Annotated in this window: 20 protein-coding genes and 1 pseudogene; all 21 read left to right on the plus strand. The window is 36.3% G+C overall.

Going from position 1 to position 15,218, the window contains the following annotated elements:
* Positions 1–121: 121 nt before the first annotated feature.
* The gene (shc, locus tag J2S11_RS08070; protein WP_307393213.1) at positions 122–2,011 is read left to right on the plus strand and encodes a squalene--hopene cyclase; all 1,890 of its coding nucleotides are present in this window, start codon (positions 122–124) and stop codon (positions 2,009–2,011) included.
* Between the two features lie 982 nt (positions 2,012–2,993).
* The gene (locus tag J2S11_RS08075; protein ID WP_307393215.1) at positions 2,994–3,779 is read left to right on the plus strand and encodes a GNAT family N-acetyltransferase; all 786 of its coding nucleotides are present in this window, start codon (positions 2,994–2,996) and stop codon (positions 3,777–3,779) included.
* Positions 3,780–3,929: 150 nt separating this feature from the next.
* Positions 3,930–4,772, plus strand: a complete 843-nt coding sequence (locus J2S11_RS08080) for a M48 family metallopeptidase (protein WP_307393218.1) — start codon at positions 3,930–3,932, stop codon at positions 4,770–4,772.
* A gap of 18 nt (positions 4,773–4,790) precedes the next feature.
* Positions 4,791–5,249, plus strand: coding sequence for a GyrI-like domain-containing protein (locus tag J2S11_RS08085; RefSeq protein ID WP_307393221.1), 459 nt, complete (start codon positions 4,791–4,793; stop codon positions 5,247–5,249).
* 182 nt (positions 5,250–5,431) lie between these two features.
* Entirely contained in the window at positions 5,432–5,965 is a 534-nt protein-coding gene (locus J2S11_RS08090; RefSeq protein WP_307393224.1) for an AAA family ATPase, read from the plus strand.
* Between the two features lie 69 nt (positions 5,966–6,034).
* Positions 6,035–6,298: pseudogene (locus tag J2S11_RS22285) on the plus strand (TIGR04104 family putative zinc finger protein); the annotation flags it as partial.
* A 95-nt stretch (positions 6,299–6,393) separates the two neighbouring features.
* A complete protein-coding gene (locus J2S11_RS08095; RefSeq protein ID WP_307393227.1) occupies positions 6,394–6,807 on the plus strand; it encodes an NUDIX hydrolase in 414 nt (137 codons plus the stop codon).
* Positions 6,808–6,831: 24 nt separating this feature from the next.
* Positions 6,832–7,416, plus strand: a complete 585-nt coding sequence (locus J2S11_RS08100; protein ID WP_307393230.1) for a GNAT family N-acetyltransferase — start codon at positions 6,832–6,834, stop codon at positions 7,414–7,416.
* 37 nt (positions 7,417–7,453) lie between these two features.
* Positions 7,454–8,077, plus strand: coding sequence for an SMI1/KNR4 family protein (locus tag J2S11_RS08105; RefSeq protein WP_307393232.1), 624 nt, complete (start codon positions 7,454–7,456; stop codon positions 8,075–8,077).
* A 12-nt stretch (positions 8,078–8,089) separates the two neighbouring features.
* The gene (locus J2S11_RS08110) at positions 8,090–8,458 is read left to right on the plus strand and encodes a hypothetical protein (RefSeq protein ID WP_307393234.1); all 369 of its coding nucleotides are present in this window, start codon (positions 8,090–8,092) and stop codon (positions 8,456–8,458) included.
* Between the two features lie 70 nt (positions 8,459–8,528).
* Positions 8,529–9,038, plus strand: a complete 510-nt coding sequence (locus J2S11_RS08115; protein ID WP_307393236.1) for a hypothetical protein — start codon at positions 8,529–8,531, stop codon at positions 9,036–9,038.
* 24 nt (positions 9,039–9,062) lie between these two features.
* Complete coding sequence (locus J2S11_RS08120) at positions 9,063–9,536, plus strand: NUDIX domain-containing protein (protein ID WP_307393292.1); 474 nt, start codon at positions 9,063–9,065, stop codon at positions 9,534–9,536.
* Positions 9,537–9,787: 251 nt separating this feature from the next.
* Positions 9,788–10,294 (plus strand): SMI1/KNR4 family protein, encoded by a 507-nt coding sequence (locus tag J2S11_RS08125; protein ID WP_307393239.1) that lies wholly within the window; start codon positions 9,788–9,790, stop codon positions 10,292–10,294.
* Positions 10,295–10,355: 61 nt separating this feature from the next.
* Positions 10,356–10,766, plus strand: coding sequence for a zinc ribbon domain-containing protein (locus tag J2S11_RS08130; protein ID WP_307393242.1), 411 nt, complete (start codon positions 10,356–10,358; stop codon positions 10,764–10,766).
* Between the two features lie 75 nt (positions 10,767–10,841).
* Positions 10,842–11,333: a hypothetical protein gene (locus J2S11_RS08135; RefSeq protein ID WP_307393245.1), complete on the plus strand. Its 492-nt coding sequence runs from the start codon at positions 10,842–10,844 to the stop codon at positions 11,331–11,333.
* 76 nt (positions 11,334–11,409) lie between these two features.
* The gene (locus tag J2S11_RS08140) at positions 11,410–11,799 is read left to right on the plus strand and encodes a hypothetical protein (RefSeq protein ID WP_307393249.1); all 390 of its coding nucleotides are present in this window, start codon (positions 11,410–11,412) and stop codon (positions 11,797–11,799) included.
* A 16-nt stretch (positions 11,800–11,815) separates the two neighbouring features.
* A complete protein-coding gene (locus J2S11_RS08145; protein WP_307393251.1) occupies positions 11,816–12,190 on the plus strand; it encodes a hypothetical protein in 375 nt (124 codons plus the stop codon).
* A 439-nt stretch (positions 12,191–12,629) separates the two neighbouring features.
* Complete coding sequence (locus J2S11_RS08150) at positions 12,630–13,376, plus strand: DUF5694 domain-containing protein (RefSeq protein WP_307393253.1); 747 nt, start codon at positions 12,630–12,632, stop codon at positions 13,374–13,376.
* A 104-nt stretch (positions 13,377–13,480) separates the two neighbouring features.
* Positions 13,481–13,930 (plus strand): hypothetical protein, encoded by a 450-nt coding sequence (locus J2S11_RS08155; RefSeq protein WP_307393255.1) that lies wholly within the window; start codon positions 13,481–13,483, stop codon positions 13,928–13,930.
* A 75-nt stretch (positions 13,931–14,005) separates the two neighbouring features.
* The gene (locus J2S11_RS08160) at positions 14,006–14,659 is read left to right on the plus strand and encodes a barstar family protein (protein ID WP_307393258.1); all 654 of its coding nucleotides are present in this window, start codon (positions 14,006–14,008) and stop codon (positions 14,657–14,659) included.
* A 24-nt stretch (positions 14,660–14,683) separates the two neighbouring features.
* On the plus strand, positions 14,684–15,022 hold the full coding sequence (locus J2S11_RS08165; RefSeq protein ID WP_307393260.1) for a DUF2834 domain-containing protein: 339 nt from the start codon (positions 14,684–14,686) through the stop codon (positions 15,020–15,022).
* Positions 15,023–15,218: the final 196 nt, after the last annotated feature.

Here is a 15,218-nt window from a genome sequence, read left to right on the forward strand (position 1 = left end):
CATTGAAATGAAGGCATCTCCTCTCGTAATGAGTAATTATCCTTCACGGTGCTGCTTCATTCACACCTCCCTAGGCAGATCATCATACATTAGTAAAAATGACTTCGGAGGTACCCATGAAATGAGCAAGGTTTTAAGTGAAATAGGTCCGGAAATCCATCGACTGACCACAACACTTATTCAGCAGCAGAAGGATGACGGCTCATGGCATTTTTGTTTTGAGAACGGCATGTCCATTGATGCATTTGTAATCATCCTTCTTCGATCTCTGAATGTTTCTAACGAAGAACTTATACATGAACTACATGACCGAATTCTTATTGAACAGCAGCCTGAGGGTCACTGGAAATTATTTCACGATGATCATGAAGGTAATCTATCTGCTTCGATCGATGCCTACTATGCATTACTCTATTCGGGATACAGTCACAAGGCTGATGAGCACATGATACGAGCAAAAAACTATATCCAGTCCAGAGGGGGACTCGCCAAAGCTACGAGTATCTTGACGAAGGCGATCCTGGCAGCTACAGGACAAGCAAAATGGCCAGCTTCAATCTCATCTATTCCATTGGAGGGTCTTCTTCTCCCTACTTTGTTTCCTATTAACTTGTTTGATTTCTCGGGGTATTCTCGAGTCCATTTTGTCCCGATGCTAATCATGGCCAATAGGAAGTTCTCGATTCAGAACGAGCATACGCCTCTGCTAACTGATCTTCAATTAGGTCGTTTGGACACCGAACCCCTTTCGCGTGAGTTTCAGAATATCCTCAACTATCTGCAAAAGGGATTGGAGCAACTAATAGGCACTCCCCATTTTCTCCATAATGCTGCCATCACAAAAGCCGAACAATTCATGCTGGAGCGGATTGAACCTGATGGAACTCTTTACAGCTATGCGAGCAGTACGATACTGATGATATTCTCCCTACTTGCCCTCGGTTATGATAGACAGGATCCCCTCATTACGCATGCGGTTCAAGGTATCATTGAGATGCAATGGCGTACGAATCAGATAACCACGATTCAAAACTCTCCCTCGACCGTGTGGGACACGGCATTAATTGCTTACGCTATGCAGGAATCTGAACTTGACGAGAATAATAAGTCGATTCAGAGTGCCGCTACTTACCTGTATACCAGACAGCATTATAAATTGGGGGATTGGAGCATTCATAACCCAAATATATCGCCTGGGGGATGGGGATTCTCGGAGAGCAATACCATCAATCCAGATGTAGATGACACAACGGCGGCTCTAAGGGCGATAGAAAGCTTTTCCGCATCGAGTGATTCCTACCTGGATTCGTGGAATCGTGGACTTTTTTGGGTCATATCTATGCAAAATGATGATGGAGGATGGCCGGCTTTCGAAAAAAACACAAACAAAGAAATCCTTACATGGATCGCCATAGATGGCGCAAGATCCGCAGCCATCGATCCTTCGGAAGCGGATCTGACAGGACGCACCCTAGAGTATCTCGGGAACTTCGCCGGGCTTGATACTGGACATGACTTTATCCAACGAGGCACCAAGTGGCTGATGAATCATCAGGAGCAAGATGGCTCCTGGTACGGAAGATGGGGAATTTGTTACATCTATGGTACATGGGCTGCGTTAACTGGATTAACGGCCGTTGGTGTCTCTCCCCAACATGCAACTATCCAAAAAGGAGTCCAGTGGCTGCTCAGTATTCAAAACACGGATGGAGGATGGGGAGAATCCTGCAGAAGCGATAAGCTTCGACGTTATATTCCGTTAGGAGCAAGCACTCCCTCTCAAACTGCGTGGGCCCTCGATGCACTCATCGCTGTTCATCCTCAGCCAACAGATGAAATAGACAAAGGAATCCGTAAACTCATCACATTATTGCACGAAGACAATTGGATGACTTCTTATCCGACAGGCGCTGGACTTCCAGGAATGTTCTATATTCATTACCATAGTTACAGGCATATTTGGCCACTCGTTGCGTTAAGTCATTATAGAAAGAAATATGAGAACTTGTAACCCTGTATACAACACGAATCAATGCTAGAGCAAGAAATGGAGTTAGCCTAAATAAACCTACGTTTGACTTTGAGCAGTCAAATAAAAGCAGGTACAAATTACCATTATTCAACTCCATTGCCCAAAAGTACTTGGTATATATGCTCAAATCTATCAAAATGATGACTTAATGTAGTTATGCTTCTATATGAGCTTATTGCATTTTGTCTTTTTTATTATTTACAGGCGATTTTCGAAGTTAGACTACCAGTAATCTAAAGATATAATACTTTCTAGAAGGAATTTGCTGGATGGTGTCGAAACTAGGAAAGTGAGTTTTACAAATTTTGTGTTTATTGGTTCTGTTTGAAGGATGCATTTTATTTATTAAGCTCGCATTAAAAGGAATTACGGCATTAGACATTTATATTGATGAGAAGACAAATAGAAGCTAGAGATATCTGTGTTGCAAGAGATGGGAGTTGGATGATCCTCAAGCTCAACAGAAAGATCGGGATTTTGACAAATGGAATATTTGTAGTTTATTAGTGTAGATAAACGGAGGGAGGTACTATTTTTGATAAATAAAACAGGAATTATTCAAATCATTATTTTTATTTTAGCTTTGATTTTTTGCGTAGGGTATTATCTTATTACAGGGGAATCTATCAGAAGAACGTGGTGAAATTAATGATAGAGAGATCGTTCAATTCATTAGATGCTTGAGGTGATCCTATGAAATCTGTAATCAAAAAAATCGGGAGTATTTTTATTCCTGTCAAGAATCTAGTAGAATCTATTAAATGGTATGAAAATATCTTAGGAGAGAGGAGTAACTCTCGAATGCAAAGCTACTTACAATGTGAAAATTCATTTTTTACAAGGGAGAAGATCATATTAAACTTGCTCATAGAGGAATTAAGGCATTAGATATTTATATAAATGAAAAGGCTAACAGAAGTTAAGAGCTTAGGTATTAGTTCTATTTATGGAGGAGAGTACATTGATTCGAAAGCTCAACCAATTTGATCATGAGCAAGTTATGGGCTATTTAGCTAAGGAGCCGTCATTTAATCTCTTTATCATAGGAGATATTGAAGCGTTTGGATATGAGTCAGACTTTCAAGATCTTTGGGGAGAATTTAATGAGAGTGGACAATTAATAGCTGTCATGTTAAGGCTCTATAGCTCGTATATCGTAAGCTCTACAGGAGGGCTAAATGTTAATGGATTTGCTGAGATAATTAATTCAGATGAGGATTTTTACGAATTATCTGGTAGAGATGTTGTTGTTGAGCAATTCGAAAATAATGTAATTAACTGTTTGGGTAAAAAAACGAGTACATACTTCTGCGAGCTAGTGACTGAGGACTACGTACATAACAGACATTATGAGAAGGCTGCACTAAAAGCTACATTAGACGATATCGAACGTATAGTAGAACTACGTTTACAAATTAGTACTTTTTCAAATAAAAATTCTCGCGAAGGTTTATTAAAAATGATGGAGAGTGGGATCAGTAGAACTTTTTATCTAGAAGAAAATGGGGTCATGATTGCTGCTGCTTCAACAACGGCTGAAAACAGTCAATCTGCTATGATTGTGGGAGTTTGTACGCTTGCGGATTACAGAAATAATGGCTATGCTTCTGTTTGCATGTCAGCGCTTTGTGATGAAGTTTTGGGTGAGGGCAAGACCTTATGTTTGTTTTATGAGGATCCTGCAGCTGGTAGGATATATAAGCGTCTTGGTTTTCGGGATATTGGTAAATGGAATATTTATAGATAATAAGTGTGGCATCAATGGAAGGAGGTAGTAATTCTTGAGAAATAAAACAAAGGTTACGTACATCATTATTTTTATATTAGGTATGATTGTAGGTCTTTGGTTATCACCTTTTTAAAATATTTGTAGTAAAAAATAAAAGAGGGGATTTACTTGAAAATCATCGATACGGTACCATTCTTTAAAGAGAACTATAAACCGACATTACAGTTTTTAAGAAGCTACTACGATACATATCCAGAAATTTTTGAAGAATACTTTGCCTATCATTGCAAAGATACGGAGGAACGACATAAGCAGTCCATTTCAAAATATCCTCAATACTTAACAACCATTGAAGAAGTTCATAGGAATATTACTCCTATTATCCATGAAGTAACAGATGAATATAGCAGAATATTTAATGTTACATTTCCAATCGAGGTGAATCTGATTGTAGGAGGGTTTGGTTCAAACGCCTTTACCTATAGACAGATTATCCCTAACATCACATTTGCTCTAGAAAAGCTGTCTCCAATACCTGAGCATTTAAAAGCGATAGTCGCACATGAATTTGGTCATGCTACTCATAATATCATTTCAAATCAGACGGCAATTAACTGGAAGGAAATTCAGTGGACCAGTCCTCTTGTTTGGCTTTTTCAAGAAGGAGCTGCTACACATTTTTCGAGAAGAACAGTTCCACAATTGCATGAATCCGTTTACTTTTCATTTAACGAAGAAGGAAATGAATGGCTACAATTTGCTCAATTAAACAAAGCAGATATTATTACTGAGTTTGCGAAAGATTATACAAGTGAAACACCACAATCATTGTTTCGAGAATGGTTTTCTATTAACGGTGGTAAAAGATTTGGATTTAGTAGACTAGGGTACTTTATAGGAGATATGTTTTTTCAAAGTTTAATTCGCAATAAAAGTGAGGTAAAGGCGATAACTGCTTGGGAGAAACGAGAGTTTTTAAAGGAGACCAAGGATTGGTTATTAAGTAACTAAAGAGGGAGAGTGAGTTCTGTGAAAGTAGTTGAACTAGATGAAATGATGTTAGTTGGAATTAGGGTAGTATGTCCGGGTGATCAGTATGTCAATGAAATTCCAAAAGCTACTCTACGTCTAAAAGAAAGGCTTAGTGAGATTGAGAACAAAGAAAGTCCTGCAAGGCTAATAGGTGCTTTTATCGCAGGCGATTATTCAGACGAGGAAGATGGTTATTGGGTTTGTGTGGAAGTAAATGATGTAAGTCAAATTCCTGAAGGTATGGTCTATATAGTTGTCCCTAAACAGAGTTATGCAGTTGTAAAGCATAAGGGGCCCAACACTGAAATTAGAAACACATATGAACGCCTTCATCGCTGGATGGAAGAACAGAATCTCGAAAGATTTCACAAGGCATGGCACTTAGAGATCTTTGAAGATTGGGGAGTAACAGATTTAAGTAAAATTGAAGTAGACCTGTATGACACCATTAAATAGCACAATGAATGATTTGAGGGAGAAATCAAGATGGTTAAAAATTTTAATATGTAAGAGGTACTGCTAGTGACATTCCTTAGTGATAAGATTAGGCCGATGTTGAATCGGCCTTTAATACTTAATTGTTTTAGCATGCTTTGTGAATTTTAATGAGTGAATTAAGCTTTGGGGGAGTTAACTCTATGAAAAATCGGATACATATATTTGGTGCTTCAGGATCTGGAGCATCAACATTAGGACAAGAGCTATCTAGCCGTCTGCCACATATTAATTTTGATGGTGATGATTACTACTGGAGAGAGAAATTTAGTGAGCCTAGAGAACCAGTTGAAAGGCTTCAATTACTTACTTCTGATCTCTCTCAACACAGACAATGGATAGTATCAGGTGCGGTATGTGGATGGGGAGATGCTTTGAAGTCAGATTTTGAATTAGTCATCTTTCTCTATGTTCCTAGTGATATTAGACTGCAAAGATTAAAGGATAGGGAGATTTTCAGATATGGTGAGAAAGTATTGCTTGGGGGCAGTTTGTATGAACAATCAAGGGCTTTTTTGGATTGGTCCGCTTTATATGATAACGGTGGGTTAGACATAAGAAGTAAAGAGTTACACGAGAATTGGATATCTAGCTTAACGTGTCCTATTTTAAGAATAGAAGGGGATACCTCGATAAGTGAGAGAGTGAGCTTAGCATTGGAGCATATAAATTCATAATATTAATGAGTGAGCATTAAAGAAAGGAGCAATTCTCAAAAGCAAAGATACTTATAATGTGAAAACTCATTTACATACAAGGAAATACTACGTTCCAACTTATTTGGTTACAAAAACATTCGGTGTAACATTTGTGGACAGGATCATAGTATTACTCTATGGTCGAGGGTATTAACAGCAGTTTTGGTTGTTATTATTCCACTAGCTTTGAGAAATGTTTTGTTCAATAGTTCCTCTCTTTTTACTTCAGTATTAATTGTAGTATTGATGGCATTAGCGTTAATCTTATTATTACCGTATATATTGAAATATAGAGAAATTAGAAGTGACTGATTAGGTCAAGTCTTGCTTACAGTAATGGAAAGGTTAATCAATTCATTGTCATTATGTTGGGATATTAAAATACACACACAAGGAGGCCATCTCAATTGAAAAAATGGTTTGGCTCATCAGGCGTTTGTTTGAATAGTAACGGTGAAGTGTTAATGGTATTACAAGGAAAAACTGATGAAGATAAAACTTGGTCGATCCCATCTGGAGGTAAAGAAGGAAACGAAACATTTGAAGAATGCTGTATCAGAGAAGTGCATGAAGAAACAGGGTATGACATCAAGATTATTAAAAAACTTAAGGTGAAAGAGGGCATTTCTGAAGAACATAATCTCTCCTATGAGGTTCATTATTTTTTAATCCAAGTAGTTGGTGGAGAAAGAAATGTTCAGGATCCTGATGGATTAATCCATGATATTCAATGGAAGTCAGTCAATGAGATAGAAGATTTAGTACTCAGTTTTCCAGAGGATAGGGATTTCTTAATGAAAATGTTTAATAGACTAGAATAGTGAATTAATAAAGGGGAGGATATATTGATTATTCGTAAGTATGAACCGAAGGATGAAAAAGGATGGGTTCGATGTAGAGTGCTTTCATTTTTAGATTCAGCCTATTTTGATAACGTCCTAAAAGAAAAAGAAAAATATGAAAATAACTCAATCGAACTTGTAGCCGTTGAAGAAGGTAATATAGTAGGATTAATTGATATCGAATTAGAGTCTGATATTGGACAGGTTTGCTCAAATGATCAATTTCTAAGTGGAATGATTTGGCATATTGCTGTTCACCCTGATTACAGAAAACAAGGTATCGCGTCTAAGCTATTAGACAAAGCAGAAGAACTTTCTAAGCAACATGGTATTGAAAGGATTGAAGCATGGACGAGAGATGATGAATTCGTAAGAAATTGGTACATAAAACATAATTTTATTGAAAGAGATTCGTATCTACATGTTTACATGGAGGGTGGAAATGAAATTAAAGATGCCATTACACCTGAAATTCCTAAGCTCTATCCAATCCAAGCTTTTGCCCACTATGTAGGAGAAGAAAAAGAAAAAATAAAAGAACAGTTTAAGAGAGTACATGAGTGTATGATGTTTGATAAGCAGTTGTAAGAAGCTTTGAGAATTCTCAAGCAAAGGGATGAAGAACATGAGCAAACCGGAGACTTTTAGTATTATTGATATAACTCTTGCAGGATTAAAAAAGAGGCTAGACAAGGAAAATAGTTTACTCATACAAGCTGAAACAGGTTATAGTGAACGAGCAATATTTCACTTTTTTCCACAAGCTGAGGAAGAAGACCTAAATAAATTTTCTAGAGAACTAAAGATTAACCTCCCTCATGATTATAGAAAATTTTTATTAAGGCATAATGGAGCAAATTTGTTTGTCCATCCACAGTATGGAGGAGGCATAGAGATCTTTGGTTTAGATAAGATCTGGCAGTACTATGTTGAATATGATTATAGAAGTTTAATTCCCAAAGGATGGTTTCCAATAGGTTCAGATAATGGTGATATGCTGTTTGTCAATTCCAATGAGAATGTAGATAGGTATTCATCCTATTTATATTGGACGGAATTGTTATTTGTAGATGATGCGATTAAAATCAACTTGAATTTCGAGAGGTGGCTGGAAAGATTAATTATTTGTAATGGTGTTCATTTTTGGGAGTGGGGCTATGAAAGTTCTGAACAATATTATAGAAACATTCAACAATACATTAAGAATTTAAATACCTATCATGGAAAGAACTATAAGTTGGATGTATAAAAGGAGAAGTCCATGAAATCGCAGCAATCACTTTGGATTATAATTTCAATCTCATCCTTAAACTTTGTCATAACATTAGTTCAATTCATTAGATATTTAAGTGACGAGGTTTCATTACTTGTATATTTGTATGGATTAATTTTAGTAGTCTTGTCTTTGCTTCTTGTAGTAACCAGCTTAGACTTGTATAAAAAAGACTGGATAATCAAAAAGGCTAAAATGGTAAGAAATCATAAAAATAAATATTGGTTCGAAACGGACAAAGGAAAAACGGTTAGTTATACTGTGAGAGATCAAGATGTAATTGACAGGATAGTGACCAAAGAAGTAGTAAAACTAGTTATTACTAAACGAACAAGACAGTTGGTCCGTATTAACTAGGAAGTGAAATAGAAAAATTTATCTTTGGATGAGATTAACGTGCAAGGGTAATGGAGAGGACGTATAGATTATGAAGGACTCTAGAATAAAGATAATAAACAAAAAGCATATTGTTACTGTAACATTAGTGCTTGTTCTAGGCCTTATCATTTACCCATTCCTTTCTAGCTACATAGAATATATGCAGAGTAGGATAATAAATGAGCATCGAGCAGAGTTTCAAAATAACTTGTTAAGATCGATTAAGGATCAAACAACGTTTGTGATGAAGGATATAACTCCTTTCCAATGGGATGAACTACACATATTTTACCCATATACAACGCGTACTGAAATGGAGGAGAGACTTGGTACAACATGGACTACGGCAACTTCTTATTTTTCATACCTGATTGAGAGTAAGAATTTTTTGGGAGAATACCCTCTTGATAATGATCTATTTCATAAATTAGTATTTTTAGATGATGGCTCAGTTGTTTTGGATATCACACTTGATAGAATGCAAGTAGATTTTACACGCAATAAGGAGTTAGTCTTATCCAATTGTACGGGCACAGAGAGAATAACAGAAAACAAATAACTTTTGGAAGAAGGCTGATTTTTGATGCATGTTAGAGTAAGATGTACGGGTCTAATCATAGAGAATGACAGTGTTCTGCTTGTTGAATATGATGATAACGGAATTCATTATAACCTGCCTGGTGGAGGCTTAGAACAGGGTGAAACAGTTAAAGAGGGAGTAGCCCGAGAAGTATTAGAAGAAACAACCGCTGAAGTAACAGTTGGACCACTTGCTTTAGTCTATGAAATGGCTCCACACAATCAATCTGGTGAATATAGGGAGGAAGCTCCACATGGAATACATCTTATATTTGAATGTAAGTTAAAAGAAGGATCAACTCCACAACTACCTATTGAGCCTGATCTTCATCAGACTGCCGTAAAGTGGGTTCCTTTACATGACTTAGATTCAATTTTGCTGTTTCCTAACATCAAGAATGAGATTAAAGCCTATGCAGAGAACAAGAAGAATATAGAATTAGTAGAGGATCATCAACTTGAACGACAAGTAAAGTGATTAAGGGTAATGGAACTGAATCTCAGTTAGAAAGAGAAGAGGATGAATTCTTCTAACAATCATAAAAAATAATACTTCATAGGAGGAAGATTTGTGCTATCCCAAAATAATGGACTTAAGGACGATTGGAAGAGACTAGTTACTAATTGTGAAAGAAAATATAGTGGATTTAGTACTAATTTTAATGCTGGGATTGAGGAAGGTGAATGGAATAGGTATGAACTTCTATTTGACTTTAACTACCTGAGGCAATGAAGGAACTATACTCCTTATGTAACGGAGATAACGACACATTTATTGCAGGCTCCTTTTTGGGAATGAAGTTCCTGTCTCTAGATAAGGTCTATTCTGAGTGGAATAGACAAAAAGAGCTCCTTTCATCACTTTCAGCCGCAGACCTACAGAATATGAATGAACAATGTACGTCATTAGATCCTGGAAGGGTTAAATGTCACTGTTTAAATAATTTGTGGCTACCGCTTGCAGACGATGCGGGTGGAAATTACATAGGAATTGATCTAGACCCTGATGTAAAAGGGATTTCTGGACAAATTATTAACTTTGGAAATGATGAGAATGAAAAGATCGTCATAGCAGATAGCATTCATGAATTTGTGGCTTTTATAGCGAACGTTATTGAAAGTGATGAATGTGTCCTTGAAGAATTCGAGGGTGAAGAGGTTTTTGTCTTTGATGGTTATTGGCACGCACTTGATTATTTAAAGGCTAGAAGAACGTCAGGTAGTGAATATTCGTAACCTTCTTGATTCCTTCTCGTAGTATTAATTAAAGTCGTATTTGTTAGGAGAGATGCTAGCGATGAAAAGCATAAAACCTGGACGTGGACCATCTGCACTGGGCGGAATTGGCAGTGTAGTTGTTGGAGTATTAGGGGTATTTTGGACTATTGGAGCAGCCAGTATGGGGGCACCTAGCTTCTTTGTTCTAGCTGGTGTTGTATTTGTAGGTATTGCAATTGTTCAAGGTATCTATCACTTTAAAAATGCATCAGGGAAAAATCGTATGTCTCTATTTGATATTACTGATGCTAATGATGAACCCGATCCTTTAAATGAATATATTAATAATGTTAAGCAAGAAGATAAGCAAATCAATACAAGTCAGCCTGAGAGACTAGACAAGATCAATTTTTGTCCTTATTGTGGCAATAAAATAAGTGGGAGCTCCTATGTATTTTGCCCTAAGTGTGGGAAAGAGATCAGGAGTTAATCAGGATCTACAGCACATCAACTAGTTCGTCTCTATCGTTCTAACGAAAATAAATAGAATAGAAGGAGAATAGAAATGAATAAAAAGGTGCTTGTTACTGTTGCTCTAGTCATTCTTTTATTAGCAGGTAGCTATACATATCTAAAAGTAAACCCACGCTTAGTAGCTACACAAACTGGTTATACAACGGATAGACAAATTCAGGTGATTGGAGTTGGGAATAAAGGGTTATTCGGAGATATTCAAATTAAAGAGGTGCTTATAAATAACAATGTTGTACCTTCAAATGCAAAGCTTCAGATAAGCAATCCCTTAGTTGGGTTGACCGTTACTGATCGCTTTTTTAATGAGGAACAAAGTACAATTTTGTTTGAAGATTTTCATTCTGTATCACTCCAAACCGGGACTGTTCCTTCTGATCAAATCGTTAAGTTAAGAGAAGGTACCGCAACGGAGGAAGATATCCTCTATGCTATTTCAATCGTGCATGATAATCCAATTGAAGAGGTTACTATTAAATATCATCATCTAGGCATATCGCATAAAAAGACACTTTCACTTCACTGAGACTATTACATAGATGTAATTCTCTATTTTTTTATATGTTACTCTATCTTTAATCAACTTTGAAAGGAGAAAGTAAGTGGTTAGATCAATATTTTTGATAAAGGTTATACTAACACTCATTCTCCTAGTAGGCTGTTCAGAGGAGAAAAAGATAGTAGGTTATTGGGTAGGAGAAAGTGTAAGTCAGGTGGAAGGAATAGTTGAAGAAAATGAATTGTTGGAGTTTAATTATTTAGGAGTATTTAAGGATGAAATGATATTAAAGTACTTTTATTATACGACGCAGGATGATCAATTGGTTATGGTATTTGGTGAAAATGAAAAACGAGTGGGCTATGAGCTAATGGAAGGAAATCATATTGTAATTAATGAGAAGCTTTATGACATTGAGTTAAATAGAAGTAGAATGATCATAAGAAATGAGAATAATACGGAAATGAATTTTGTGAAGGGTGATGCAAGATAGTGATAGGAGTGAACTTATGAAAATAACCTCCACATCGATATTTTTATTGATCATATTAATACTGTCTGGCTGTTCTAAAGTTTTAGAACCTCCATATCAATACGGTAACAATCCGATAAATGCGGCAAATTTAGGTTTTGCTGCACAGGACAGAGAATGGCTTTACTATGTGAATCATGAAAATATGATTGCTAGGACCAATGGAACTGTAACTGAAACATATGATGATGCGTATGGTCGTGGACTTAATGTTACAGGCGATCCATATACTTTACTGGAAGCCCACATCATTATGAAGGGAAATCTGGCTTTTAGAGGGTGCACAAAGAAAATTCCGATAGTGTGGATCAGCTTATTGACTCATCTCGTATCAATTCCCCTATTATTGTGAATGATGGAAATGGTGAACATCAGCTGAGTCGGATGGATATAGATACTGGCGAGGAAAAAGTTCTTTATGAAGGTGAGAAATACTTAGGAAGTGGAAATAGAATGGGTCAAGATATACTCTTTATAAACTTTGGGTTTGCATCAGGAGAAGTGACTTCCCTTTACCAGAAAAAGTTTGGTAGCGTTGAAATAGAGCCTTTTAATTATTGAGAATAGTCCCTTTTGCTGACGAGGTTACGGATAGGGATAGTGCTAACCCTATATACAAACAACGGTGACAGATTAGTAGGAAAGCCATTAGAACAAGAAAATCAGCATGAATATTTAGAATACGTTTATAAAGGGTAGGAATACACATCTTGAGAATGATACACCTGCTGAGCCTTGGTCATTAATGATATCAACCCGATTTCAATTTACTTAAAAAGGTAGGTACTAAGATGGAGAAAAAACCAAAAGTTTTAATTCTTGGTACATTTCACATGAGCCCTTCTTCCGATTTGTATCAGACTGAAGTAGATAATCTTCAATCAAGGACAAGACAACAAGAAATCCGTGAAGTGGTGGATTTACTCAAACAATACAAGCCAACTAAAATAGCCGTAGAGATCGTTCCCGCAGAAGAGGAATCCCTAAATAAAAAGTACAGAGACTATACCACTGGAAGCTTTGAGCTTGAAATGAATGAAGTACATCAACTTGGTTTTCGTATGGCTGCTGAATTAAATCATGAGAAAGTGTACGCGATAGATTGGATGGAAAAAGGCGCGGAGAGACGTAGCGTAGGAGAAGTTTATGAATGGGCAAAAGCGAACCAACCAGAGCTATTCAGTAGCCTTTTTAACTGGCTGAAGCAAAAAGCGAATGATGAAAATAAGGAGTCAACGATACTCGATCTATATTGTAATTGTAATGAGCTTTCTGAAATTAAGAAACACCATCAGATGTATGTAAATATGGCGCGGATTAGAGAAATAAATAACTATGTGGGAATGGATTGGTTGATTTGGTGGTACCAAAGAAACTTAATTTTGTTTTCTAATATTGCTCGTTTAGCAACTAGTAGTGACGATCGCATTATGTTAATTATTGGTGCTGGTCATGTGCAGATTCTTTATCAATTTCTTGAGGAAAGTGGACTATTCGAGTTAGAGTCAACAATGAAATATCTTAAAAAGTCAGTATAATCCTTGGAGGAAATATTTCGCTTTAAATAGTCAAACTTCAAATTAGTTAATCTAATTTGGTGTAGCCGATTATAAAAGACATACCCAAACAAAGGGGGGATTCTTTGAGTTATCTACGGAGAACGGCTTTTATAAGCATGGTTCTGGGCTTCCTGTCTGTGAGTGTTTCTTTCCTATTTTCATTCGTAATAGGTGTGCTTTGGTTAGCGGATAGTTTTGCTGGGAATGATTATTTTGGCCCAATCATCTATTATTTTTGGGCTTCTCTTCCTGTGGTTATTGTAGCACCTCTATTATTTATCAAACAAATAGTTAAACTGAAGCATGCTGAATTAATAGTTGCTTCTGTCAGCACTGGTATCATCTATTCTTTTTTATCAATAACCCTATTAAATCAATACATAAACGTTATAGATTATTTACCTCCAAGACAAAGGCTGGTTTTACTAATAAAATATAGTGCTGAAGATACATCGATCATTTTTCTTGGATTAGTACTTTGTATATCTATCTTTTTGGTCGGAGCCTTATCAAGTATGAGAGCTAAAGTCTAAGGATGGCGTAACCGGTAAATGAAGATACGATAAAAAAGTTTTATGTACTGATATGATGAAAGGGTAGTGAGCCTTATGAATCTTTCTTCAAAAGAAGCATTCAGAGCCATGATATATTATCTAGAAAAATATTATAATAAAACAAAGTCAGATGATGTTGGAAGCCTTTTAAGAGATTTGAGTCAAGGACATGATCCTGAAATTGAAAACGGATGGAAGGAATCAATTCTAAAAATAAAAGATCCTAACCCTACACCTTGTTCTACACGATTATTTATAAATAGTGATATTATCTTATATCATAATAGGGATTATTTAGATACTTCCTTAACTGAGTTAGAGAATGAGGCATACAAGATTTACAAGATCGATGGTTCGTGCTGGAAGGATACAATGGATTTTCACCATGATGTAGCTCGAATTCTAGAATTCCCCTCTTATTATGGGGAAAATTTAAACGCTTTTAATGATTGCCTTTCAGATATATTCCCATCTCACGCTCTTTTGGCTTTAGTTTTTTTGAATTATGATGTGTTAGCAAGAATTGATTTTGACTTTAGTCGAGATGTCTTGGATATTATCCAGTGTCAATCTAGAAATGCAAGACTTCAAGGGACTCATCTGTGTTCATTAGTTCAGACAAATGATTCTTCTCTTATGTACAAAGAGCTTGGAGCTGTGGATGTACAATGGAACTCTGATGAATGGCAAGAGAGCAGTAGAGGTTAGCTACGCAAATCAAAAAAGTAGGTGGTGAAGAGTTTGAAATATTTTTATGGAATACTATCAATACTAGGAACGATTCTACCCTATTCTCAACTCGTTCCATGGATATCAGAAAATGGCTTTAATATTACACAACTAATTTATGAAGCTAGTGAATCTCGCATCGGAGCGTTTGCCTGGCTGGATGTGGTTGTAGCAGCTGTCGTTCTTATTGGTTTTATTTTATATGAAGGCATCAGAGAAAAAATGAAATACTTATGGCTTCCTATCATTGGTACGTTAACTGTTGGCGTTTCTCTTGGACTTCCTTTATTTCTTCTATTAAGGGAAATCCATTTGGAAAAGTCGGAGAGAAGAAGTATATAATAGTAAAAGTATAGGAAATAAGAACTCGAAAAAAATTATTCTTGATCGAGAAAGATGAACGTAGTAAAAGGAGATATTAATTAAAAAGCGTTGCCTTAATTAAGGAGCCATTCCTGTAATGAAGTAATTTGAGGTTTGAGTAGAAAAGCGCCACTTGGTATACTGGGAAACGTTCCAAGCAGAGAACAAATCCCAA

This window comes from Bacillus horti (assembly GCF_030813115.1).
GTDB lineage: Bacteria > Bacillota > Bacilli > Caldalkalibacillales > JCM-10596 > Bacillus_CH > Bacillus_CH horti.